Raw genomic sequence first — 23,123 nt, 5'->3', positions numbered from 1 at the left:
CCTGCACTCTCCCTCGGCTGGGGCCTGTGGGAAGACCGCAGCAGCATGACCGGCAACCTCACCGACACCGACCTCCACCGCATGACCCGCCACGGGGTGTCCGGGCTGTCCGCGGCCGAGGGGCTGGCGTTGTTCGACGCGGCGTGCGAGTCGGGTGAGGCGCATCTGCTGCCGATCCGGCTGGATGTCGCGGCCCTGGGGCGGTCCCTCGACGGGGAGCCCGTACCGGCGTTGCTGCGCGGGCTGGTCCGCCGCCCGGCGCGCCGTGCCGCCGCGCGGGAGGGGGCGCAGCAGCAGGACCGGTCCCTGGCCGCCCGGCTGGGCGAGTTGGAGCCTGCCGAGCGCGTGGAGGTCGTGCTCGGCCTGGTGCGGGAGCACACCGCCGCGATCCTCGGGTATGCGGGCGCGGGCGGTGTCGAGGCCGAACTCAGCTTCAAGGACCTGGGGTTCGACTCGCTGACGGGTATCGAGCTGCGCAACCGGCTGGCCTCGGCCACCGGGCTGCGGCTGCCCGCCACGCTGGTGTTCGACCACCCGAGCCCGGTCGAACTGGCCCGGCACATCGTCACCGAGGCCGTCGGCGACGAGCCCGGCCCCGTGGCCGGCCCGGCGCGGCAAGGTGCCCAGGACGAGGACGCGGTGGCCGTCGTGGCCATGGCCTGCCGCTATCCGGGCGGGGTGCGCACCCCGGAGGACCTGTGGCGGCTTGTGCACTCCGGCGCCGACGCGATCTCCGGGTTCCCCGACGACCGCGGCTGGGACACGGAGGCGCTGTACCACCCGGACCCGGACCACCCCGGCACGACGTACGCCGTGGAAGGCGGATTCCTTTACGACGCGGCCGAGTTCGACCCGGCCTTCTTCGGGATCTCGCCGCGCGAGGCCCTGGCCATGGACCCGCAGCAGCGACTGCTCCTGGAGACCTCCTGGGAGGCCGTAGAAAGGGCCGGCATCGACCCGCGGGCCCTGCGCGGCAGCCGTACGGGCGTCTTCGCCGGAGTCATGTACCACGACTACGGCACACAGGTCACCGAGGTGCCGGAGGGCCTGGAGGCCTTTCTCGGCAACGGCAGTTCGGGCAGCATCGCCTCCGGGCGGGTGGCGTACCACCTCGGCCTGGAAGGCCCGGCCATCACCGTCGACACCGCCTGTTCCTCCTCGCTGGTCGCCCTGCATCTGGCCGTGCAGTCGCTGCGCAACGGCGAGTGCTCGCTGGCGCTCGCCGGGGGCGTGACCGTCATGACCACGCCCGGCACCTTCATCGGGTTCAGCCGGCAGCGGGGTCTGGCCCGCGACGGGCGGTGCAAGGCGTTCGCGGACTCCGCGGACGGCACCGGCTGGAGCGAGGGCGTGGGCGTCCTGCTGCTGGAGTGGCTGTCGGACGCCCGACGCAATGGCCACCCGGTGCTGGCGGTGGTGCGCGGCAGCGCGGTGAACCAGGACGGCGCGAGCAACGGCCTCACCGCACCCAACGGGCCCGCGCAGCAGCGGGTGATCCGCCAGGCCCTCTCCAGTGCCGGACTGACCGGCGCGGACGTCGACGTGGTCGAGGGCCATGGCACGGGCACGAGCCTCGGCGACCCCATCGAGACACAGGCCCTGCTGGCCACCTACGGCCAGGACCACACCCCCGAACAGCCCCTCTGGCTCGGCTCGCTCAAGTCCAACATCGGCCACACCCAGGCCGCAGCCGGTGTCGGAGGAGTCATCAAGATGGTCATGGCCATGCGCCACGGCCTCCTCCCCCGCACCCTCCACGTCGACACCCCCTCCACCCACGTCGACTGGAACTCCGGCGCCGTATCACTGCTGAGCGAGACCACCGAGTGGCCGGACACGGGCCGGGCCCGCCGCGCGGCCGTCTCCTCCTTCGGCATCAGCGGGACCAACGCCCATGTCGTGCTGGAGCACGCCGAGCCGGACCACAGCCCGGCCACGGAGGGCGAGCCGGGTGGTGTCGTGCAGCCGTGGGTGCTGTCCGGCAAGAGTGCGGCGGCCCTGCGCGCGCAGGCGGCGCTGCTGCGGGACTTCGTACGGGAGCGGCCGGAGCTGACCGCCGCGCAGGTCGGGCTGTCGCTGGCCACGACCCGGTCGGCGTTCGGGCACCGGGGTGTCGTGCTGGCCGATGATCCGGCGGACCGGCTCGCGGCTCTCGACGCGCTGGCCCGTGGCGAAGACTCGCCGTTCCTCGTGCGGGGTGCGGGCACGACCGGACACAAGGTCGCCTTCCTGTTCTCCGGGCAGGGCACTCAGCGGCCCAGGATGTGCCGGGAGCTGTACGCCTCGTCGAAGGTGTTCACCGCGGCCTTCGACGAGGTCTGCGCGCAGTTCGGTCCGTTGCTCGAACGACCCCTGGCCGATGTGGTGTTCGCCGACTCCGGCACGCCGGAGGCGGAGCTGTTGGACCGTACCCAGTACGCGCAGCCCGCGCTGTTCGCCGTAGAGGTGGCGCTGTTCCGGCAGTTGGAGGCATGGGGACTGCGGCCGGAGCTGCTCGCGGGGCACTCGATCGGTGAGCTGGCCGCGGCTCATGTCGCCGGGGTCTTCGATCTGCCCGACGCGGCGCGGCTGGTGGCGGCACGCGGCCGGCTGATGCAGTCGCTGCCCGACGACGGGGCGATGGCCTCGCTGCAGGCGGCGGAGGACGAGGTGCTGCCGCTGCTGGCCGGCCGGACGCACGAGTTGGGGGTCGCCGCGGTCAACGGGCCTTCGGCCGTGGTCGTTTCGGGCCGCGTGAGTGCCGTAGAGGAGATCGTCGCGCACTTCGCGGGTCTGGGCCGCAGGACCCGGCGGCTGCGGGTCAGTCACGCGTTCCACTCGCCGCTGCTGGACCCGATGCTGGAGGAGTTCGCGGCGGTCGCGCGTGAGGTGTCGTACCGGGCGCCACGCATCCCCGTGGTCTCGGACGTCACCGGGGAGACGGCTGCGGACGGGCTGCTGGAGGACCCCGGCTACTGGGTGCGCCACGCGCGTGAGGCGGTGCGTTTCGCCGATCAGCTCACGCATCTGGAGAAGGAGGGCGTGACCGCGTACGTCGAGGTCGGCCCGGACGCCGTGCTGGCCCCGATGGCCCGCGAGAGCCTCGGCGGCCATGCGCTGGTGGTGCCCGTCCAGCGGCGCGACCGTGCCGACGCCGTCGCGCTGGGCACGGCCGTCGCCGAGCTGCACGTCCACGGGGTGTCCCCGGACTGGAAGGCGGTGTTCGCCCCCACCGGCGCCCGTACGGTCGAGCTGCCGACGTACGCCTTCCAGCGCAGCGCGTACTGGCTGCCGTCCGGGCCGGCCGCGCCGCAGGCCTCGACGACCATGCCCCGTGACGGTGACCTGGAGCGGCGCTTCTGGCAGGCCGTCGAAAGCCGGGATCTCGGTGGGCTGGCCACACTGCTCGACGTCGACTCCGCCCAGGAGGCCGACTCCCTCAACGCCGTGCTGTCGCTGCTGTCGGCGTGGGACCACGGCAGGGCTGCGGCCGACACGTCTCAGGACGCCCCGCTGCCCGAGGGCGGCGACGACCTGGCGCGGGCACTGGCCGGGGCGTCCGAGCAGGAGCGGCCCGCTCTGCTGCTGGACGCGGTGCTGTCGGCCGCGTCCGCGGTGCTCGGGCATTCCGATCCGGATGCGCTCCCTGCCGACCAGGACTTCCTCGACGCCGGCTTCGCCTCGCTGACCGCGGTGGAGCTGAGCGGACGGCTCACCAAGGTCACCGGCATCGACCTGCCGCCCACGCTGGTCTACGACCACCCCACGCCGGCGGAACTCGCCGCGCACCTGCACGAGGAGATGAAGAGGACCGCGTCATGACCCCCACACGTACAGAGAGCCCCTGGGTCCGCCGCTATCAGCAGGCGCCCGCCGACACCGTCACCCTGGTGTGCTTCCCGCACGCCGGCGGCTCGGCCACGTCCTTCCATCCGCTGTCCCGGGCGCTGGCCGGGCGGCTGGACGTGGTGGCCGTGCAATATCCGGGCCGTCAGGACCGGCATCGGGAGCCCGCCTTCGAGGATCTGCACGAGCTGGCCGACGCCGCCTACGAGGCGGTCGTCGAGGCCGTGGGCACCGACCGGCCGCTCGCCCTGTTCGGACACAGCATGGGCGCGTCGGTCGCCTTCGAGGTGGCCTTGCGGCTGGAGCAGCGGGCCGGTGTGAAGCCCGTCTCCCTGTTCGTGTCGGGGCGGCGGGCGCCGTCCCGGCATCGCAGCGAGGATCTGCACCGCATGGGCGACGACGCTCTGCTGCGGGAGATCCAAGCCCTGGACGGCACCGCGCAGGCGGCGCTGGACGACGAGGACATCGTGCGGATGTTCCTGCCGTCGCTGCGGGCCGACTACAAGGCGATCGAGCGGTACCGCAGCGCGCCGGGCGCGACGGTCAGCTGCCCCGTCGTCGCGCTGACCGGCGACACCGACCCGAAGACCACCGTCGAGGAGGCCGGGGCCTGGCAGGAGCACACCACCGGCCCCTTCGACCTGCGGGTCTTCGACGGCGGTCACTTCTTCGTCTCGGAACGGACCGACGCGGTCGCCCGGGTCCTGTCCGGGCAGCTGGACCGGTTCCGGTGAGCACGGCCGCGCTGTCCGCCCACCCGCACCGGCCTGGGGTCGCAAGGGGTCGGCTAGGGGTTATCCGGGCCGGGAGGCGCACATAGCGTGACCGCGAATTCAACACCCTCGCCCGAAGCGGCGTCCACGACCACAAACGCACTGTTTTCCACTGCACCTGGGGGAGCCCGAACCATGACCGAACCGCAGAAGTGGCGGGTTCTCGGCAACGCGGACGCGCACGAGCTGGTGCTCGCCGTGGACTTCGACGCCACCGGCCGCGCCGAGGGCCGTTTCACCGATCTCGCGGCGGGTCTGGCCGGCCTGCCCTTCTCGATCTGGGAGACCGTTCCCCAGGAGGCGGGCACCGGCGCCGGTGGTGCCGGTCCCGTCGAGCGGTGGCTGGAGGAGGTGGCCGCCGACGGCCGCCCGGTCCGCGCGGTGTTCGGCTTCTGCGTCGGCGGCGTCTACGCGGGCGCGATCGCGCAGCGCATCGCCGAACGGCAGGGCCGGGCGCCCGCGCTCGTGCTGTTCGACCCCGAGCAGTCCGGCCCGCTGACGCTCTACTCGCAGTTCCACAAGGTCCTCGACTCCATGTCCACCCTGCTGAGCGACGAGGAGACCGCGCAGGCGGCGGCCGAGGCGCGGCGGGCCCATGAGCAGCACACCGAGATGGCGCCGCTGGGCGCCGAACTCCTCGATGTGTACCGGCGTACCGCCAAGCCCGTCTTCGACCGGCTGGAGCTGGACGAGAAGCGGCAGGAGGAGTTCACCGCGGTCTTCGCGTCGTTCGTGGGCTATCTGATCGCGGCCGCGGAGATCGACCCCCTGCCGGCGTGGCGGGAGGCCGTCGTCGTCACCTCCTCGTCGCCCACGAGCGGCCTGAACGGCTCCCGCGGAGCCGGGCAGGACATCGCCGTGGGCCGGGAGCTGCGCGTCGACGTCCCGCATGTCGATCTGCTGCGCGACCCGGGTGTCACCCGCACGGTGGCCGAGCTGCTCGGCACCGAGACGCGCGGCTGAGGAGCCAGGCGCCTCCGCACTCGCATACCCCACAAGCGAATTTCGCGCATCTACGAACGCGAATCCACGGACGCGAATCTACGGAACGGTTGGAATGCCAGAAGCAACGCAACCCCGGTCCCTCCCGGCCGACAGCAAGGAGCACGCCCTCTGGCTCCTGGACGAGCTGGTGCCCGTCAAGGGCGTCAACAACCTCTCCGTCGCCCTCCAGGCCGACGCGGCCCTGCTCGGCCCCGCGGTCCAGGGCACGGTCGAGCTGCTGCTGCGCCGGCACGAGGCCCTGCGCACGGTGTTCCGGCAGGAGGAGGCGGGCCTCACCAAGGAGGTGCTCGACGCCGACGCCCTGCCGATCGAGGTCGAGGAGCTGGCGGCGGAGCCGGGTGAAGTCGCCGCTGTCGTGGGCGGGTTCATCGCGCGGCCCTTCGACATCGACGGGCGGCCGCTGGTGCGGGCCGCGCTGGTGCGGTGCGCGGACGGTGACGCGTTCTGTCTCGCCGTCCATCACCTCGTCTTCGACACGGTCTCCGGCGCGGTCCTGCTGGACGAGTTCACCGCCGGGTACACGGCGCTGGCCGCCGGCGGCGAACCGCCCGCCGAACTGCTGGCCGCTCAGCCGCCGTACCGGGAGCCCGCTCCCCGGCCCGCCGCCGTGGAGTACTGGCGCGGGCAGTTGGCCGGGGCCGATGCCGCCGGGCTCGCCCTGTGGTGCGGCAGCGAGGACCTGCCCGAGCCGACCCTCACCGGCGACCAGGTCACCGCCGATCTGTCCCCGCGGGCGACCGAGGTGCTGCGCCGGCTGCAGAAGGAGCTGCGCGCGCCGGAGGCCGTGGTGCTGCTGGCCGCGTACGGGCTGCTGCTGGCCCGGCACGGCGCGGGGCCCGACCTGGTGGTGGGCACTCCGGTCAACGTCCGTGCGCGGGAGGCGTCCAGGGCGGTGGGCTACCACGTCAACACCCTGCCGCTGCGCATCCCCGTCGACCTCGGCGGCGGCTTCCGGGGCCTGGTGCGCACGGCCCGCGACGCGTTCCTCGGGGCGGTCGCCCACGCCGATGTCCCGGTCGACGTCCTGACGCCGGAACTGCGCAGGGACGGAGGCGCCTCCTGGCGCAACACCGTCTTCCGGCATCTGTTCAACTACGTTCCCGACGAGGGCCGTACGACCTTCCCGCTCGCGGACACCACGGCCCGCAGGCTGCCGGTGGAGAACGGGTTCAGCAAGTTCGACCTCGAGTTCTTCTTCCTGTCCTCCGCGGACCGGGTGACCATCCGGGCCGCGTACTACACACAGGTCCTGGACCGGGCGGACGTACAGGGCCTGCTCGAACGCTTCGAGTCGCTGCTGCTCGCGGCCGCGGCCGGGCCGGACCTGCCGATGGGCGAACTCCCGCTGGCCGGTCCCTCCGACCGGGCGGTCCTCGCCGCCTCCAACGACACCGCGCGCCCGGTGGAGCCGGCCGATGTGCTCACGGCGGTGCGGGAGCGGGTGGCGCTGGCGCCGTCCGCGTCTGCCGTTGTGAGCGGCGGCCGCAGCACGACGTACGCCGAGTTGTGGGGGGCCGCCGAACACACCCGGGCCGTCCTCGCGGACGCCGGTGTCGGGGCCGGTGACATCGTCGCGCTCGCGGCGCCCCGCGGGCCCGAACTCGCGGCCGCGGCCCTGGGGGTGTGGCTGGCCGGCGCGGTGTATCTGCCCGTCGACCCGGAGCACCCCGCGCAGCGGCTGGCGTACGTCCTGGAGGACTCCGGGGCGCGGGCCGTGCTCACGGCGCCGGGCGTGGAGCTGCCCGAGGGTGTCCGGGCGCGTGTGCTGCCGCTGGAGCGGGTCGGGCAGGACGGGCCGCTCCCGGACACCTCGGCGAGCGGGCCCGATCCGGACTCCTGCGCGTATCTGATCTATACCTCCGGTTCGACGGGGAAGCCGAAGGGCACCCTGATCAGCCACCGCAGCCTCGGCAATGTGGTGCAGCACTTCGCCGAGGAGCTGAAGGTCACCGCGGAGGACTCCGTGCTGTGGCTGACCACGTTCGCCTTCGACATCTCCGCGCTGGAGCTGTTCCTGCCGCTGGTCTGCGGCGGGCGGCTGGTCGTGGCCTCCGACGAGGCCCGCACCGACGGCCGTGCCCTGCTCGGCGAGGTCGTCGCGCACGACGTCGGCATCGTGCAGGCCACCCCGGCGACCTGGCGTGTCGTCGCCGACGCGGCCGACGGCCGGCTCGCGGGCAGGCGCCTGGTCTGCGGCGGGGAACCGCTGCCGCCCGCGCTGGCCCGCACCCTCGCCGCCTCGGGCGGCTCGCTGCTCAATGTGTACGGCCCGTCCGAGACGACCATCTGGTCCACCTCGGGCCCGGTGCCGGCCGACGTGGACCGCGTGGACGTGGGCCGCCCGATCGCCAATACCCAGGTGTTCATCGTCGACCCGGACGGCCGGGAGCTGCCGGTCGGGGTGCAGGGCGAGCTGTGCATCGCCGGGGCAGGTGTCGCGCTCGGCTACCACAATCGCCCTGAGCTGACGGCGGAGCGCTTCGCGGACCATCCCGTGTACGGGCGCCACTACCGCACCGGCGATCTGGCCCGGCTGCGGCCCGACGGCACTGTCGAGCTGCTGGGCCGGACCGACCGTCAGATCAAGCTGCGCGGCCATCGCATCGAGCTGGGCGAGGTGGAGGCGGTACTGCTCGGCCATCCGGGCGTGCGGGATGTCGCCGTGGTCGTGGTCGGCCGGGGCGGGGCGGACGCGGCCCTGGTCGCTTTCGTGGAGTCCCCCGACGGCCTGGACGCCGCCGGGCTCACGGCTCATGCCCGGTCCCTGCTGCCCTCCGCCGCCGTACCCCAGGAGATCGTGGTGCTCGAGTCGCTGCCGACCACCGCCAACGAGAAGCGGGACCATCTCGCGCTGACCCGTCTCGCCGAGCAGCGCCGTGCCGAGCGCAGTCCGGCGGCCGAGGCCGTGCCCGAAGCGCAGTCGGGTACGGCCGGGCAGTTGCTCGCGCTGTGGCAGACCACGCTCGGCCGGACCGACATCGGCCCGGACGCCAACTTCTTCGACAGCGGCGGGCATTCGCTGCTCGGCGCGCAGCTCGTGCAGCGCATCGAGAAGACGCAGGGCGTGCCGGTGCGGCTGACCGACCTGTTCGCCCATCCCACCCCGCTCGCCATGGCCGAGCGTCTCGAAGCCGGAGCCTGAGAAAGCAATGGAGACCGTGAACCAGAAGCACGCCACCGCCCCGTCCGCCGGGACCGTACCGCCGTCGTCGTGGCGGGTCCTGTGGCAGGACACCTTCGACGGGCCGGCCGGTTCGCCGCCCGACCCCGCCCTGTGGCAGGTCGTCACCGGGCAGCCGTTCGGCGCCGGCATCGAGTTCCACACGGACGACCCCGCGAACGTCGGCCTCGACGGGGCCGGGCATCTGAGGATCACCGCCACGCATGAGGCCGGGGAGTACCGGGCGGCGTGGCTGGAGACCCTGCGCGAGGACTTCGTGCCGCGTCCCGGCGGTGCGCTGCGCCTGGACGCCCGGGTGAAGACCGCGGCGGGCCCCGGCCTGGACTGTGCTCTGTGGGCGTGGGGCACTCAGCTGCGCCACCGGGGTGACGAGGACCCGGTGCAGGCCTGGTACCGGGCCGGGGAGATCGACGTCCTGGAGGCGCTGGGCTCGGAGCCCGACTCGGTGTGGGGTGCCGTGCACTCCCCCGAGTGCCACCAGATCCCGTCCCTCGGCATGGGCGCGCGCACCACCACCGAGGACGGCAGTGCGCTCAGCGAGGACTTCCACAACTACTCGGCGGTCTGGCGGCGCGGCCCCGACTCGATCACCTGGTACCTGGACGGCCGCGAGTATCTGCGGCTGACCCCGCAGGACACCACCCCGAAGGGCTGGCTGTTCGACCAGCCGGTGTACTTCTGTCTGGCGATCATCATCGGCAGCCCGGGCGGCCCGGTCCTGCCGGGCGACCCCGACCCTTCCACGCTGCCGTCGTCGCTGCTCGTCGACAGCATCACCGTCTCCGAGGAGATCCCGGCGTGACCGCGGGCCCCGATCTCGACGCGCTCGTCGCGGAGCTGGTCGACCAGGTGCTGGACGATCCGACCGGCGCGCTGGGTCCCTCGGTGTACGAGACGGCCCGGCTGGTGTCGCTGGCCCCCTGGCTGGACGGCGACACCGCCCGGGTCCGTCATCTCCTGGACGAGCAGCGGCCCGACGGCAGCTGGGCCGGGCCCGGCGGGTACGCCCTCGTGCCGACGCTGAGTGCGACGGAGGCGCTGCTCGCCGTGCTGGGCCGGGAGGGCGAGACGCCGCCGCTGCCGCGTGCCGGTCTCGCCGAGGCCGCGCGTCGGGGGCTCGCGGCGGCGGCCGCTCTGGTGGCCCGGCCGGTGCCGTCGACGGTCGTGTTCTTCATGCTGATCCCGGCCCTGGTGGAGGGCGTCAACGTCCGTCTCGCCGTCCTCGGGGACACGCCGGCTCAACCGCTGGCGCTGCCGCACGGGTTGAGCGACGACGCCCTGCGCGCGTTGCGCGGCGGCGCCTGGCGCAATCCGCTCGCCGGTCACTATCTGGAGATCATCGGCCCGGCGGCCGTCGGTGCCGCGGTGATGGAGCCGGTCGACGGGGTCGTCGGCTGTTCCGCGGCCGCCACGGCGGCCTGGCTCGGCCCGCGCGAGCCGGCCGATCCCACGCATCCCTCGCTACGTTTCCTGCGGCGGGCCCAGGAGCAGGGCGGCGGCCGGGTCGCCGCGATGACCTCGCTCGTCTTCTACGAACGCGCGTGGATCGCCGGCAACCTGGCGACCGCGGGGGTGCCGCGCGAGGTGCTCGCCCCGCTGCTGAAGGAACTGCCGGGCGACGTCGGCCGGTCGGGTGCCCCCACCGCGCCGGGATTCGCGTACGAGGCGGAGACCAGCGCGATCGTCCTCGCGGCCCTGGCCCACCTGGGGGCACCCCAGGAGCCCGCGTACCTGTGGCAGTACGACGCGGGCAGCCACTTCATGTCCACGATCCCGGAGCACGAGCCCTCCACGACCACCAACGCCCACATCCTGGAGGCCCTGGGCTGCCACCTGGCCGGCGATCCCGTCGACGACGACCGCTACCGGGACGCCGTGGCCCGGATCGCGACATGGCTGCGCAACCACCGGCACCCGGACGGCAGCTGGTCCGACAAATGGCACGCCTCGCCCTACTTCGCGACGATGCGCTGCGCCCTGGCCCTGCACCGGTATGCCGGCCCGGACACGGCCGACACGCTGCGCGGGTCCGTGGCCTGGCTCCTGGAGCAACAGCGCGAGGACGGCTCCTGGGGCCGCTGGGAGGGCACAGCCGAGGAAACCGCCTACGCGGTACGCACCCTGCTGGAACTGACCGCCGACACCCCCTCGGAGGAGGCGGCCGAGGCCGTGCAACGGGGCCGCGCCTTCCTCCTGGAACACGGCCTGAACGTGGAACGCCACCCCCCGCTGTGGATCGGCAAGGAACTCTACGCACCCGCCCACCTGGTGCGCGCGGCAGTACTGGGAGCCCTGCTCGCGGCCCGACGATGACCGCGGCCTCCGCCGGGCCCGGCCCTGGGCCGCACGGCCCGGCGGAGACCAGGCGCCGGCCGCCCTTACCCAAGTGGCGGCCCCTCGGTGCACCCAGGCCGCCGCCCGGCGCGGCACCGATGCCGCCATCTCGGTCGGCACCCGCGCGGACCGAGGCCGCGGCCCGGCGGAGACCGCCCGGCCGTTCCCCGGTCACGCCCCTCGGTGCCACAGGCGGCGTCCCGGCGCTGACCCAGGGGCACGACCCAACGGGATCATGCGCCACCAGGGCTGCCCCAGGTCACGACCCCTCGGTGCCCCACCTCGCCGCCCGGCGAAGACCCAGGCCGCAGCTCGGCGTTGCCTCAGGCCCGGCCGGCGCTGACCCAGGTCCGGGCCCGGCGGAGAACCGATCAGCACCCAGCCCTCCCCCACCCCGCCAATAACACAACTCAGCCAGTCTATTAACCCGGTTCAGTTATGCTGTGACCCGGAATTCGCCGACCGGCCCCGCCGGGCGGCGCGCAAGACCGTCACTTCGGAAAGGTCGATCGATGACGTCACACGTCCAGGACACGTACGGCACCCAGGAGGCCGTCGGACTCGACGACGAGCTGGCCCTGGAGCGTGCGTACGTCGCGATGTGCCGCGAGGCGATGACCCGCCAGGTGGACGATGCCCAGTACCAGGTCGTCGCGGGCGAGGACGTGTCGGGCGACGGCGCGAGCGCCGAGGCGCTGGGCCGCTATCTGCGCACCCGGGCACGGCAGATGGCGGAGGAGCCCGACAGCCCGCTGTTCTTCGGCCGGCTCGACTTCGAGGACACGGAGGACGCGGGGGACCACCGGCGGCAGCGGTACTACATCGGCCGCAGGCGGGTCTCGGAGCACCCGGCCGCACCGCCGCTGGTGATCGACTGGCGTGCGCCGGTCTCGCGCACCTACTACCAGGCGAGCGCCCTGGAGCCGCGCGGAGTCGCGGTGCGGCGGCGCTTCGGCTGGGCGCCCTGGAGCCATGGCGCTCCGGAGGACCTCACCGGACTGGAGGACGAGCCCCTCGACCACGCCCGTGGCGAGGGCGACGGTGACGCGGCGAGCGCGATCGTCGCGGCCGAGATCGAGCGGCCCAGGCTCGGCCCGATGCGTGACATCGTCGCCACCATCCAGCCGGAACAGGACAACCTGGTCCGCAGCGAACTGAACGAGTCGGTGTGCGTGCAGGGCGCGCCGGGCAGCGGCAAGACCGCCGTGGGTCTGCACCGCGCGGCGTTTCTCCTCTACACGTTCCCTGAGCGGCTGCAGCGCAGCGGTCTGCTGATCATCGGCCCGAACCGCACCTTCCTGCGCTACATCTCCGAGGTGCTGCCGTCGCTGGGCGAGATCGACATCGCCCAGCTCACGGTGGAGGACATGGTGGCCCGACACCCGGTCAAGCGGGTGGACGGGGAGGACGTGGGCGTGCTGAAGCACAGCGACCGGATGGCGACCGTCCTGGAGCGGGCCCTGTACGCCCGGGTGAGGCACCCGGAGGAGTCGATCGCCGTCACCGACGGGTCGTACCGCTGGCGGGTCGACTCGTACGACCTGGCCCGCGTCATCGACGAGGTGCAGGGCATGGGGGTGCCGTACGGCGTCGGGCGCGAGCATGTGCGTTCGCGGGTGGTGACGCTGATCCAGCAGCAGGCCGAGCGGCGGGCCGGGCCGAAGAGTGTCACCTGGGCGCGGAAGATCGGCCGTTCGAAGCCGGTCGCCGCGCTGCTGGAGGCCGCGTGGCCGGTGGCGCGGCCGGAGGAGGTCGTGGCCGCGCTGCTGAGCGACCCGGCGGTGATGGAGGAGGCGGCGGACGGCGTGTTCGACGCGGCCGAGCAGCGGGCGCTGCTGTGGGCCAAGCCGCCGCGGTCGGAGAAGAGCGCGACCTGGTCGGTCGAGGACATGCTGCTGCTCGACGAGGTCGCGGGGCTCATCGAGCGCCCCGAGGGCTTCGGCCATGTGGTCGTGGACGAGGCCCAGGACCTGTCGCCCATGCAGTGCCGGGCGATCGCCCGCCGCAGCGCGTTCGGGTCCATCACGGTGCTGGGCGACCTGGCCCAGGCGACGGCGCCCTGGTCGGCGCGGTCCTGGCAGGAGCAGTTGACGTATCTGGGCAAGGCGCAGGCCACGGTCGTCCCGCTGACCACCGGCTTCCGTGTCCCGGCGGCGGTGATGGAGCTGGCCAACCGGCTGGTGGGGGCCCTCGGTGTGGATGTGCCGCCGGCCCATTCGCTGCGCCATGACGGCGAGTTGACGGTCAGCGAGGTCGACGACATGGCGGCCGCCACGGTGTCCGCGGTGCGTGCGGCGCTCGACCGCGAGGGGTCGGTCGCCGTGATCGCAGCCGACGACGCGGTGGCCGCGACCTCGGCGGCGCTGCGCAAGGCGGGCATCGAGACGGCGACCGCCGATGAGGTCGGCACGGCCGCCCGGGTGACCGTGCTGCCCGCGACGGTCGTCAAGGGCCTGGAGTACGACCATGTCGTAGTGGTGGAGCCGGCCGCGATCGTCGAGTCCGAGGCGCGCGGACTGCACCGGCTCTACGTCGTGGTGACGCGTGCGGTGTCCCGGCTGGACGTCCTGCACGCCCGGCCGCTGCCGGAGCCGCTCGTCGCCTGACCGCGCCGATGTGACCGAGATGTGCGGCCCGCGGACTCCCCCGGGCCGCATTTTCTTTACGGCCGTTTGACGAATTCCACGGCGGATCATTGCCTTTGGATCGGATGTTGGCCGGATTTCCGTTCCCGACGGTCGCGCTTGCGCCAAATCGCTGTGGCGATAGTCACTGATCGTTCTGTGGACTCCCTGAAGTTGCAGGATGGCTGAAGACATACCGAAGCCTCGGCACCATAGGGAGCATCTTGCGGATGTCCATCGTCGGACGGGACATACAACTCACCCAATTGCATGACCTGCTGACCGCACGCGACCGCGGAGCGGGTCCGATCGCCCTGGTCAGTGGCCCTGCGGGGGTCGGCAAGACGGCCCTCCTGCATGAATTCACCCAGCACGCGGCGAAATCCGGGTCGCTCGTCCTGAGGGCGGCCTGCTCACCGAGGGAACGCTCCAACGCATGGGGCGTCGTCCACCAACTCCTGTGGCACACGGGACGATTCAAAGGAGCCTCACAGCATACGAGTGACACTCTCGCGGCCGTCGGCCGCAGCCTCGCGGCGGTCACCCGCGCCCCGGAAGGCGAACTCGACAAGTCGATGGACGAATTCTGCGCGGCCGTCATGGATTTGGCCGACGAGCAGCCCCTCGTCCTCGCCGTGGACGACCTCCACGAGGCGGACCCCGAGTCGCTGGGCTGCCTCGGCCATCTGGCCCGCCGTATGGTCGCCTCGCGCGTCCTGGCGGTGTTTACCGACCGGCCGGGTGCCCTGCCTCCGTACTCCGCCGCGCGCGCCGAGTTCGCCCGCCAGCCCGGCTTCCATCAGCTGCGGGTGCCTCCGCTGACCACGGACGACATCCGGCTGCTGCTGTCCGACCGGCTGGGCGTGCCGGTGGACGAGGCCGACGCCGAGGAGTTCCATGCGGCGAGCGGCGGCAGCCCGCTGCTGGCGCAGGCGCTGATCGAGGACACGCGCAATGCCCTGAACGGCACGGAGGCGGCCGCTTCACGGCCGGTCGCCGGGGAGATGTTCGACTCCGCGGTCGCCGACTGTGTGCACCGCGTCAGCGCGCCCGCGGCCGATCTCGCCCGGCATCTGGCGGTGCTGGGACCGGACACCCTGACGGTTCTGCTCGATCGCAACAGCACCAGTCCGCCCACCCGGCTCTTCCAGGAGCTGACCCAGGCGGGCCTGCTGGCGAGCCCGGGGCTGCGCCATCCGAGGATGCGCACGGTGCTGTGCGGTGAGGTCTCCGCGGAGGAACGGGCCCGGCTGCACGGGCGTGCCGCGGTGCTGCTGCACGACAACGGCGCGCATCCGGCCACGGTGGCCGAGCACATCGTGGCAGCGGGAGGTATCGCGGAATCCTGGGCACCCCCACTGCTCCGGGAAGCCGCGGCCGAAGCGCTCGCCCACGACGAGTTCCCCAAGGCGATGCGGCTGTTCGACCTGGCCCACGCCATCTGCCCGGACGGGCCGCTGCGGGCGTCGATCCTGTTCCAGCGCACCCTGTCCGCCTGGCAGGTCGACCCGGCCAAGGCCATGCGCCGGCTGCCGGAACTCAAGGAGGCTCTGGAGGCCGGGCATCTGACGGCCACCTCGGGGGCGATGTCCCTGATCAAGAACCTGGTGTGGCACGGCTATGTGGACGAGGCCGCGGACGTACTGCGCCTGGTCGACCGGCAGCTGGCCGACGATCCGGGCGAGCAGGGCGTGGAGGAGGTCAGGGCGCTGCAGCAGTGGCTGTCGGTGCTGTGCCCGCCGTTCCACCGGCGCATGTTCGGCGATGTGTCCCTGGATGTCGCCGACGAGATCGCCCCGGCGGCGATCGCCGCGCGGCCGCGTCTGCACGCGGCGACCGCCCTGGCCGTCGTCCTGCGGGGCGGTGAGCCGGAGCCCGCGGTGGTCGGGGCCGCGCATGTGCTGGAGATGTCCAGTCTGACGCCGACGCTGGAGACCATTCCGCTGGCGCTGATGACGCTGTACTACGCCGACCGCACGGAACAGGTCGACGTCTGGTGCACCACGCTGCTGGAGGCGGCCCGGGAGCGGAACATCCCTACCTGGGACGCGCTGCTGTCCTCGCTGCGGGCGGCGAACCTGATCAGGCAGGGCCGGCTGCTGGAGGCCGAGAAGCACAGCGAACTGGCGCTGTCCCGGATGTCGTCGCGGGGCTGGGGACTCAGCATCGGTATGCCGCTGGCGAGTTCGGTGTTCGCGCTGACCGCGATGGGCCACTACGACGAGGCGCGGGCCCGGCTGAGCCGGCCGGTGCCCGAGGCGGTGTTCGAGACGCTGTTCGGCCAGCACTACCTGTACGCCCGGGGCCGTTTCCATCTGACCACGGGGCGTCTTCAGGCGGCTCTCGGTGACTTCCTGGCCTGCGGGAAGGCCCTGGAGAGCTGGGGGGTGGGCGACACCACGCTCATCCCGTGGCGCACCGGGGTGGCCGAGGCCCGGCTGCGGCTGGGCGAGCCGGACCAGGCCGTCACCTATCTGCGGGAGGAACTGGCCCGGCACAAGGGCTGCCCGAGGGTGCACGGCAACGCCCTGCGGCTGCTGGCCTCGACGATGGAACCCCGGCAGCGGCTGCGGGCGCTGCGGGAGGCGGTGGACGAACTCCAGGACTCCGGCAACGACTTGCTGCTGGCGCACGCCCTCGGTGATCTGGGCCGCGTCTACCACCTGCTGGGGCAGTCCAACCGGGCCCGGGTGATCGTACGGCGTGCCTATCGGATGGCGAAGAAGTGCCATGCCGAGCCGCTCGCGCAGAACCTGCTGCCCGACGCGGAGCGGGCGGCCGACGGCCGGGCCTGCGCGGCCGGGCACGAGGCGTCCGAGCAGGTGCACGACGTGCTGTCGGAGGCCGAGTTGCGGGTCGCCGCGCTCGCGGCGGAGGGGCACACCAACCGCGAGATCGCGCGCCGGCTGTTCATCACGGTTAGCACGGTCGAGCAGCACATGACGCGTGTCCTGCGCAAGCTCAACCTGTCCCGCCGTGACGAACTGCCGCAGGGGCTGGACTCTATGGGCGGTTCAACCGCACCGGCAGTGAGTGGAGCCCGCGGATGAGCGTGCTGGTGCGCCAGCGCACGTCGTCGGGGTCGATGGCGAGACGCATGGCGGGGTATGTGTCGAGCAGGGCGCCGAACGCCACCTGCGCCTCCATCCTCGCCAGCGGCGCGCCGAGGCAGTAGTGGATGCCGTGCCCGAAGGCGACATGGCCGCCGGTGGGCCTGCGGACGTCCAGTGTGTGGGGATCGCCGAAGCGCTCCGGGTCCCGGTTGGCGGACGCCAGTGCGAGCAGCACGAAGTCGCCGGCCGGGATCTCGGTGTCGCCGATGCGCAGGTCCTCGGTGGCGCAGCGGAAGGTGGCGTGCTTCAGCGGGCTCTCCAGCCGCAGGAACTCCTCCACGGCGCCGGGCAGCAGGGAGCGGTCCTGGCGCAGCGCCTCCCACTGGTCCAGGTTCCGCATCAGGTGCAGGGTGCCGTTGCCGAGGGTGTTGACGGTGGTCTCGTGGCCGCCGATGAACAACAGGAAGGCCATCGAGACCAGTTCGGTCTCGGTGAGCCGGTCGTCGACGTCACGGGCCGAGACCAGGGCGGCGAGGACGTCGTCGGTGGGCGTACGGCGCTTGCGCTCGATCAGCTCGCCGAGGTACTCGATCATCGCGGTCGAGGCGGCGGCGGTCGCGGCCGGCGAGTCGCCGGAGACGAGCGCCTTGGACCAGGACTTGAAGTTCTCCTGCTCCTCCAGCGGCACGCCCAGCAGCAGACAGATCACCCGGATCGGCAGTGGGAACGCGAACGCGTCCAACAGGTCCACGGTGTCGTCGTCCGGCAGCGCGGCGAGCAGTTCGCCGGTGATCTGCTCGATCTCGGGGCGGAGCTTCTCGATGGCGCGACTGGTGAAGGCCTTGTTGACCAGCTTGCGCAGCCGGGTGTGGTCCGGGGGGTCCGAGTGCAGCATGTGGGTGGCGAGGGCGGAGGAGAAGGCGCCGCGCTTGTTGCGGTCGGGCTCGTTCTGCGCGAACAGCCGGTCCGTCCTGTTCAGGTCGGTGCTCAGCCGGGGGTCGGCAAGGGCGGAGCGCACCTCCTCGTAGCCGGTGATCAACCAGACCGGCAGGCCGCCGCAGACGGGAACCCCGGGAGGCATCATCACCCGGTGCGCCGAGCCTTCGGCGTTCAGGCGCGTGTACACGGAGTGGGGGTCCTGCATGAACGCGTCGTCGAGTTCCAGCGGGGCTGAATCCTGAATCATGGGCACATCCTCGGAAATGACGGCTACGGGCCGTTCGCGGGTCGCGCTGAGCCTACGTACGCCCCCGCCCCGACGGCGTTGATCCACGGTCGGAAGAGGGGGTGTAGGGGCCTGATAGGGGCCGCCCGCCGGGTCTGACGGTCAGTCTCGGCGGGCGGCCTGAGCAGCCACCGGGCCGGGGGAGGTCACCCGGCGGCTGCTGGTCTTCGGGGCGGGGTCAGCTGCTGGGCGCCAGATCGCCTTCCGCGGTCCGGGCCTGCTCGGCGGGGGCCTGTGCGGGCTTGCGCAGATCGATGGTGATCAGCAGGCCGGCGAGGAGCGCGGCGACGCCGGTGATGCCCGCGGCCCACAGGCTGGCGACGGCGTGGCCGTGCACGGTCGCCTCGGTGACGGCCCGTTCGCCGCGGCCGCCGGAGGCGATCCGGTCGGCGGTGACGCTGGTGGCGATGGCGTTGAGGAGCGCCGTGCCGATGGAGCCGCCCAGCTGCTGGGAGGTGCTGACGAACGCGGACACCACACCGACCTCCTGCGGCGGCACCCGGTAGGTGGCGGCGCTGATGCAGGGCGAGATGACCAGTCCGACGCCCATGCCGAGGAGGATCTGGGTGGGCATCAGGGTGGAGGCGTAGGAGCTGTCGGGGGTGAGCCGGCCGAGGTTCAGCAGGCCCAGCATCGCGATGAGCAGGCCCGGCACCACCAGCATGCGCAGCGGTACGCGGGGCACCAGCCGGGCGGCGATCTGGGTGGAGGTGAGCACGGTCGCCACGGTCGCCGGCAGGATCGCGAGGCCCGTGCGCAGCGGCGAGAAGTCCATCACCACCTGGAGCTGGTAGGTGAGGATCAGGAAGAGGCCGAACAGGCTGACCATGGCCAGCGCGATGGTCAGGCTCGCTCCCGCCCGGTTGCGGTCGGCGACCAGCCGCAGCGGCAGCAGCGGGACCGGCCCCTTGGCCTGGGCCAGGCCGAACGCGGCGAGCAGCACCAGTGCGGCGGCGAGGCAGCCGAGGACGCGGGCCGAGGTCCAGCTGTGGGTCGCGGCTTGATCGAAGGCGTAGACGAGGGAGAGCATCCCGAGGGCGGAGAGCACCGCGCCGGGTACGTCGATCCGCTGGCGGTTGGCGGGCATGGCCGGCAGCAGCAGCCAGGCCCCGGCCACCACGGCCACGCCGATCGGGACGTTGACGTAGAAGCACCAGCGCCAGTCGAGCCACTCGGTGATCACACCGCCGCCGAGCAGTCCGATGGCGCCGCCCGCGCTGGCGACCGAGCTGAAGACGCCGAACGCCTTGGCGCGTTCCCGCGGTTCGGTGAAGGTGGTGGCGAGCATGGCCAGGGTCGAGGGGACGAGCAGCGCGGCGAACACGCCTTGAGCCGCGCGGGCGGCGACGAGCACCTCGGCGTTCGGCGCGGCGCCGCCCACGACCGACGCGGCGGCGAAGCCGACGGCCCCGGCCATGAACGCGCGCTTGCGGCCGACGAGATCGCCGACGCGTCCGCCAAGCAGCAGCAGCGCGCCGAAGGCGAGGGTGTAGGCGGTCACCACCCACTGCCGGCTCGCGTCCGACATCCCGGTGTCCTGCTGGGCCCAGGGCAGGGCGATGTTCACGATGGTCATGTCCAGCATGACCATCAGCTGGGCCAGGGCGATCACCCCCAGCCCCCACCACCGGTAGCGCACCGACCTCTCGGTGGAGGCCGCTGTTGCCTGTGCCATGTCCTGCCCGTCCTTCCGTGAGCGCGGGCGGCAGCCCGTCCGTCTTCCGCGGCGGACACTAGGGCAGATTTCTTAACCAAGTCAATTCACAGACTCGGTCACCTGATTGCCCCGGTAAGGGATGTGCTAGGATGGCCTGGTGAATGCGCCGATGGGCTTGCGGGAGCGCAAGAAACAGCGAACGCGAGAGACGATCTCCGACACGGCGATCACGCTCTTCCTGGAGCACGGGTTCGACCAGGTCTCGGTCGTCGACATCGCGGCGGTCGCCGAGGTCTCCAAACCCACGCTGTTCAAGTACTTCCCCACCAAGGAAGACCTGGTCGTCCACCGCTTCGCCGACCACCAGACGGTGGCCAGCAGCGTCGTGGCCGAGCGGCCGCCCGGGGTGTCCGCGATCGACGCGCTGCACCAGCACTTCCTGGACGGGCTGGCGGCCCGGGACCCCATCACGGGGCTCAACGACGACGAGGACGTCCTGGCCTTTCACCATCTCGTGTACTCCACGCCGAGCCTGGTGGCGCGCGTCAGCAAGTACCTGGCCCAGGCCGAGGACGCGCTGGCCGAGACCCTGGCCGGCGCGCTCGACTCGGACCGCGAGATCACCGCGGCCCTGCTGGCCGGCCAGGTGATCGCCACCGAGCGCATCCTGGCGTCGGTGAACTGGCGGCGCATCGTCGCGGGACGGTCCGCGGACGAGGTCCACCCCGAGGCGGTCGCCGACGCCGACCACGCCTACGCCCTGCTGCGCCACGGCCTGGCGGGCGTCGCCCCGCGGAAGTAGGAACGACGACGAAGGCGCCGCCTCCGAAGAGGCGGCGCCTTCGTCGTGCTCCCGTCCTACGGCGTGTCAGCCCGTCCCCTGCGCGGGCTGATCCGAACCGTGGCCGGGCTCCTGCCGGGGCAGGTTGTTGTGGCGTTCGATGTAGTCGGCGAGCCGGTCCATGCTGTCCGTGCCGCGCTCCCGGAAGGCCTTCGCCTGGGAGGCCATGTCGGCCGGGGACTTGTTCTGGCCCAGCTTGTACACGCCGTCGATGCGCCCGATCGGGATCTCGAAGCCCTGGATGAGCCGCAGATATTCGTCGAACAGCGCACTCGCCCGGCGCGGCAGCGACCAGGGCTCCTTCGGCGCGAGCCGGCTCTCCTGGTCCTCGATCAGATCGTCGAGCTGGCGCATGGTGCGCACCTCGTCCAGCAGCCGCGGCCGCCCCGTGACATGCACGGCGGCGTAGGCCCACGTCGGGAAGTGCGGCTGGGAGGCGTAGTGGTCGGGCGAGATATAGGCGCTGGGGCCCAGGAACGCCACCACCACCTCGACATTGCCGGCGAGCGCCTCACAGATCGGGTTGCCCCGCGAGAGATGCCCGCGCAGCTTGCCGTAGGGCCAGGCGTGCCGGTCGAGCACGAACGGGATGTGGACGGCGGCGGGCCGGCCCTCCACCGACAGCGCCATCAGGCCCAGCGGGTACTCCTCGATGAGGTCCCACTGCGTCTCCAGGTCCGGTGGCCGGAAGTAGTCGGGGCGGTAGACCATCTGCACTCTCCTTTCCGTGGGGCCTGATCAGGCGGTGGCGGCGGGCACCGTGCCGCCGAGCAGCGAGCCGAGGTAACCGAGCACCGCCGCGCTGTCCCCCGACGGCGCGGTGAGCCCGATATAGCCGTCCGGGCGGACGAGGACCAGCGTGTCGGCGCCGAGTCCGTACGCCGCCGGCCGTTCGCCGAGCAGGCAGGTCCTGAGGTCGTCCGGGGCCCCGGCCGCCACCTCGCGCAGGGCCGTCTCGCAGCCCGCACCGAAGCCGAGCAGCGTGAAGTGCGGCCCGCGGAACACGTCGAACAGCCGCACGAGCTGGCCGGCCATGTCCAGGCACACCGAGTCCGGGGCCCGGTCGCCCGCCTGTACGCCGGTGTCGGTCTCGCCGAGCATCGCGCGGCTCAGCGAACTGGACCGGTACTCCAGACCGAGCTGCAGCGTCTCCTGGGTCAGACCGGCCTCGGCGCCGCCGATGCCGCCGGTCATCTCCTCGAACACGGCTCTGGTGCTGGCGACGCTGGTGTCCAGCGTCCAGCGCGCCACCGGCAGCCGCTCCTCCTGGTAGGTGTCCAGCAGCTCCGGCGCCGCCCCGGCGAGGACCAGCGCGAGCTTCCAGCCGAGGTTGTAGGCGTCCTGGACACCGGTGTTGGCGCCCAGCGCCCCGAGCACGGGGTGGACATGCGCGGCGTCCCCGGCCAGGAACACCCGGCCCACCCGCAGCCGGTCGGCCATCCGTACGTTGATCCGCGAGGTCGACAGCCAGGTCGCGTCATGCACCCGGATCGGCATCCCGGTGGCCCGGTCGACGGCCCGCTGAAGGGCCTGAACCGACGGCTCCATGGGCCGGCCGTCCGCGTCCACGGGAGGCGTGGCCTGGATCTGCCAGGAGCGCGTGCCGCTGAGCGGGCACAGCATGACCACACCGAGGTCGAGGTCCAGCCACTGGTACCAGGCGTCCGGAGCCAGCCCATCGATCTGGACGTCCCCGACGATCAGCTGCTTCTCCTCGTCGGTGAACCCCTCGAAGGAGATGCCGAGTTGCTTGCGGACCAGGCTGCGGCCGCCGTCAGAGCCGACGACATACGCGGCCGACAGCTGCTCGGTGCCCTGCGCGGTCGCCAGGGTGGCCGTCACCCGGTCCATGTCCGTCTGCTCGAACTCGACCAGCTCGGTGCCCAGTTCCACGGCGACCCCGTACTCGGCGAGCCGCTCCCGCAGGATCTCCTCGACCCGCGACTGCGGCATGAAGTGCAGCCGGCGGAACGGCTCGCCCTGGGTGGGCGCGTTGTCGAGGTACGGGATGGTCTCGTTGATCAGCCGGTCACGGCGGTAGCGCCGGAACGGCAGCCGCTGCGTACCGGACGCCAGGACCTTGTCGATGACCCCGAGGTCGTAGAACACCTCCAGGGTGCGCGGCTGGATACCGGCCTTGCCGCGCGAGGCGGTCGTGAAGCTTTCCTCCTTGTCGATGATCCGCACCGGTACGCCCCGGCGGGCCAGCTCCAGTCCGAGGGTCAGCCCGGTCGGCCCGGCCCCGCTGATCAGCACGCTGACGCTGTCCATACAACCCCGTCATTCCTCGTCGGTCGGGCGATTGCCCAGGTCAGAGCTGCACGCTATGGAGCAGGCGAGACTCCGGCTAACCCCTAGCGATCCCCTACGGCCAGGTGATCCCGCCGCCCGACGCCCGTCGCCGTGGGTAGGGGTTCCGAGGCTGGAGACGGGGTGAAGCCACGGACGCTGCACCCTGGTCGTAGCCTGCTCGGTGAAGAAGCCCCGTGGTGATGGTCTTCAGTTCTAGCCTCAATACCGGTAACTTAGTGCTTTGGTGTGCGTTTGACCCGTTTGGGTTTGGTGGCGCCAACGAGGTTGATGGCCGCGGTGGTTGGGCGGTCGG

General features: G+C 72.3%; 13 protein-coding genes. 9 read left to right on the top strand and 4 right to left on the bottom strand.

Annotation, left to right across the window (positions count from 1 at the left end; all coding sequences use genetic code 11):
• The 8 genes from ACFU5O_RS36435 to ACFU5O_RS36400 form a co-directional block, all read left to right on the top strand.
• Nucleotides 1-3,801: beta-ketoacyl synthase N-terminal-like domain-containing protein (locus tag ACFU5O_RS36435; RefSeq protein ID WP_384247068.1), on the top strand; the 3,801-nt coding region annotated here is incomplete at its 5' end.
• Nucleotides 3,798-4,559, top strand: coding sequence for a thioesterase II family protein (locus ACFU5O_RS36430; protein WP_384247066.1), 762 nt, complete (start codon nucleotides 3,798-3,800; stop codon nucleotides 4,557-4,559). The genes ACFU5O_RS36435 and ACFU5O_RS36430, both read left to right, overlap by 4 nt.
• A gap of 174 nt (nucleotides 4,560-4,733) precedes the next feature.
• On the top strand, nucleotides 4,734-5,561 hold the full coding sequence (locus ACFU5O_RS36425) for a hypothetical protein (RefSeq protein ID WP_384247064.1): 828 nt from the start codon (nucleotides 4,734-4,736) through the stop codon (nucleotides 5,559-5,561).
• Between the two features lie 94 nt (nucleotides 5,562-5,655).
• On the top strand, nucleotides 5,656-8,745 hold the full coding sequence (locus tag ACFU5O_RS36420) for an amino acid adenylation domain-containing protein (RefSeq protein ID WP_384247062.1): 3,090 nt from the start codon (nucleotides 5,656-5,658) through the stop codon (nucleotides 8,743-8,745).
• A gap of 16 nt (nucleotides 8,746-8,761) precedes the next feature.
• Nucleotides 8,762-9,586, top strand: coding sequence for a family 16 glycosylhydrolase (locus tag ACFU5O_RS36415; protein WP_384247060.1), 825 nt, complete (start codon nucleotides 8,762-8,764; stop codon nucleotides 9,584-9,586).
• On the top strand, nucleotides 9,583-11,097 hold the full coding sequence (locus ACFU5O_RS36410; RefSeq protein ID WP_384247057.1) for a prenyltransferase/squalene oxidase repeat-containing protein: 1,515 nt from the start codon (nucleotides 9,583-9,585) through the stop codon (nucleotides 11,095-11,097). The genes ACFU5O_RS36415 and ACFU5O_RS36410 overlap by 4 nt, the downstream gene beginning before the upstream one ends.
• Nucleotides 11,098-11,630: 533 nt before the next feature.
• Complete coding sequence (locus ACFU5O_RS36405; protein ID WP_384247055.1) at nucleotides 11,631-13,724, top strand: HelD family protein; 2,094 nt, start codon at nucleotides 11,631-11,633, stop codon at nucleotides 13,722-13,724.
• A gap of 248 nt (nucleotides 13,725-13,972) precedes the next feature.
• Nucleotides 13,973-16,792 (top strand): ATP-binding protein, encoded by a 2,820-nt coding sequence (locus tag ACFU5O_RS36400; RefSeq protein WP_384247053.1) that lies wholly within the window; start codon nucleotides 13,973-13,975, stop codon nucleotides 16,790-16,792.
• Here the strand turns inward: ACFU5O_RS36400 and ACFU5O_RS36395 are convergent.
• Both ACFU5O_RS36395 and ACFU5O_RS36390 read right to left on the bottom strand, forming a co-directional pair.
• Nucleotides 16,746-17,981, bottom strand: coding sequence for a cytochrome P450 (locus tag ACFU5O_RS36395; protein ID WP_360395696.1), 1,236 nt, complete (start codon nucleotides 17,979-17,981; stop codon nucleotides 16,746-16,748). The two genes, ACFU5O_RS36400 and ACFU5O_RS36395, sit on opposite strands and share 47 nt — an antisense overlap.
• A 217-nt stretch (nucleotides 17,982-18,198) precedes the next feature.
• Nucleotides 18,199-19,695: a DHA2 family efflux MFS transporter permease subunit gene (locus ACFU5O_RS36390; protein ID WP_384247050.1), complete on the bottom strand. Its 1,497-nt coding sequence runs from the start codon at nucleotides 19,693-19,695 to the stop codon at nucleotides 18,199-18,201.
• A 139-nt stretch (nucleotides 19,696-19,834) separates the two neighbouring features.
• On the opposite strand from ACFU5O_RS36390, the gene ACFU5O_RS36385 reads away from it, so the two are divergent.
• Entirely contained in the window at nucleotides 19,835-20,479 is a 645-nt protein-coding gene (locus ACFU5O_RS36385; RefSeq protein ID WP_307790966.1) for a TetR family transcriptional regulator, read from the top strand.
• A gap of 66 nt (nucleotides 20,480-20,545) precedes the next feature.
• Here the strand turns inward: ACFU5O_RS36385 and ACFU5O_RS36380 are convergent, their stop codons facing one another.
• Together ACFU5O_RS36380 and ACFU5O_RS36375 are read right to left on the bottom strand one after the other, a co-directional pair.
• The gene (locus tag ACFU5O_RS36380; RefSeq protein WP_384247047.1) at nucleotides 20,546-21,229 is read right to left on the bottom strand and encodes an FMN-binding negative transcriptional regulator; all 684 of its coding nucleotides are present in this window, start codon (nucleotides 21,227-21,229) and stop codon (nucleotides 20,546-20,548) included.
• Between the two features lie 27 nt (nucleotides 21,230-21,256).
• A complete protein-coding gene (locus ACFU5O_RS36375; protein ID WP_384247044.1) occupies nucleotides 21,257-22,789 on the bottom strand; it encodes an FAD-dependent monooxygenase in 1,533 nt (510 codons plus the stop codon).
• Nucleotides 22,790-23,123 lie beyond the last annotated feature (334 nt).

The organism is Streptomyces sp. NPDC057445 (genome assembly GCF_042802855.1).
In the GTDB taxonomy this organism is placed as follows: Bacteria; Actinomycetota; Actinomycetes; order Streptomycetales; family Streptomycetaceae; genus Streptomyces.
This window is presented reverse-complemented; position numbering and strand designations above follow the sequence as displayed.

Coding starts and splice junctions, on each gene's coding strand:
- ACFU5O_RS36430 (WP_384247066.1), top strand. CDS start 3,798: ATGACCCCCACACGTACAGAGAGCCCCTGGGTCCGCCGCTATCAGCAG.
- ACFU5O_RS36425 (WP_384247064.1), top strand. CDS start 4,734: ATGACCGAACCGCAGAAGTGGCGGGTTCTCGGCAACGCGGACGCGCAC.
- ACFU5O_RS36420 (WP_384247062.1), top strand. CDS start 5,656: ATGCCAGAAGCAACGCAACCCCGGTCCCTCCCGGCCGACAGCAAGGAG.
- ACFU5O_RS36405 (WP_384247055.1), top strand. CDS start 11,631: ATGACGTCACACGTCCAGGACACGTACGGCACCCAGGAGGCCGTCGGA.
- ACFU5O_RS36400 (WP_384247053.1), top strand. CDS start 13,973: ATGTCCATCGTCGGACGGGACATACAACTCACCCAATTGCATGACCTG.
- ACFU5O_RS36395 (WP_360395696.1), bottom strand. CDS start 17,981: ATGATTCAGGATTCAGCCCCGCTGGAACTCGACGACGCGTTCATGCAG.
- ACFU5O_RS36390 (WP_384247050.1), bottom strand. CDS start 19,695: ATGGCACAGGCAACAGCGGCCTCCACCGAGAGGTCGGTGCGCTACCGG.
- ACFU5O_RS36380 (WP_384247047.1), bottom strand. CDS start 21,229: ATGGTCTACCGCCCCGACTACTTCCGGCCACCGGACCTGGAGACGCAG.
- ACFU5O_RS36375 (WP_384247044.1), bottom strand. CDS start 22,789: ATGGACAGCGTCAGCGTGCTGATCAGCGGGGCCGGGCCGACCGGGCTG.